Origin of the sequence: Acetobacterium sp., assembly GCF_030652775.1 — a bacterium.
GTDB lineage: Bacteria > Bacillota > Clostridia > Eubacteriales > Eubacteriaceae > Acetobacterium.
On sequence record NZ_JAUSPS010000022.1, the window covers coordinates 1 to 1,206 of the forward strand.

A 1,206-nucleotide genomic window follows, 5' to 3' on the forward strand; every position below is an offset into this window, starting at 1 on the left:
GCGCGGTCGTGGCTCACCAGGATCAGGGTGCCGGGATATTCCATGAGGCGGTCTTCGAGCAGTTCCAGGGTCTCGGCGTCCAGGTCGTTGGTGGGCTCGTCCATGACCAGCACATTGGAGGGCCGGGTGAACAGTCGCGCCAGGAGCAGCCGGTTGCGCTCCCCGCCGGAGAGCACGCGCACCGGGCTGTTGGCGCGCTCCGCCGAGAACAGGAAGTCCTTCAGGTAGCCCATGACATGGCGCGTGTGGCCGTTGATGGTGACCTGGTCGCTGCCCTCGGCCACGCTCTCGCGCACGTTCTTGTTCGGATCCAGCTCCTCGCGGTGCTGGTCGAAGTAGGCAACCTCCAGGTTAGTGCCCAGGCGCACGTTGCCGTGGCTTGGCTTGATCTTGCCCAGGAGCACCTGGATGAGGGTGGTCTTGCCCGCACCGTTGGGGCCGATGAGGCCCAGCTTGTCGCCGCGCATGATGGACAGGTTGAGGTCCGTGAACACCGGCACTGCGTCCGGGCCCTCGCCCCAGGCGTGCGACACGCCCTTGGCCTCCACCACAAGCTTGCCGGAGCGTTCAGCGTCCTGCACGATGATGGTGGCCGTGCCCGAGCGTTCGCGGCGCAACGCGCGTTCATCGCGCAGCTTCTTGAGCTCGCGCACGCGGCCCTCGTTCCTGGTGCGCCGGGCCTTGACGCCTTGGCGCACCCAGACTTCCTCGCGCGCGAGCTTCTTGTCGAACTCGGCCCAGGTCTTCTCCTCGGAGGCGAGCTGGCCCTCCTTGCGCGTGAGAAAGGTGTCGTAGTCGCAGGACCAGTCGGCCAGCTTGCCGCGGTCCAGCTCGATGATGCGCGTGGCGATGCGCCGCAGGAACATGCGGTCGTGGGTGATGAAGATGAGCGTGCGCACGTGGCGCAGCAGGAAGTCCTCCAGCCAGGCGATGGAGTCGATGTCCAGGTGGTTGGTGGGCTCGTCGAGCAGCAGCACGTCCGGGTTGCCCACCAGCGCGCGCGCGAGCAGCGCCCGGCGCTTGAGCCCGCCGGAGAGGTCCTCGAAGTTCTGGTCCGGGTTGAGCGCCAGGCGCGAGATGGCTGCGTCGACGTCGGCCAGGGATTCCCAGCCCCCAGCCTCGGACAGGGCAGTCTGCGCCTCGGCCAGGCGATCGGCGTCACCGCTCTCCAGAGCGTAGTGGTGTTCGCTGATGTGCTTGCCCACC

1 protein-coding gene is annotated in these 1,206 nt (G+C 67.6%); it reads right to left on the reverse strand.

What is annotated here, in order from left to right:
• Positions 1 to 1,206, reverse strand: a 1,206-nt coding sequence (locus tag Q7J41_RS04025; RefSeq protein ID WP_304885475.1) for an ATP-binding cassette domain-containing protein, incomplete at both ends; no start/stop codon positions are given.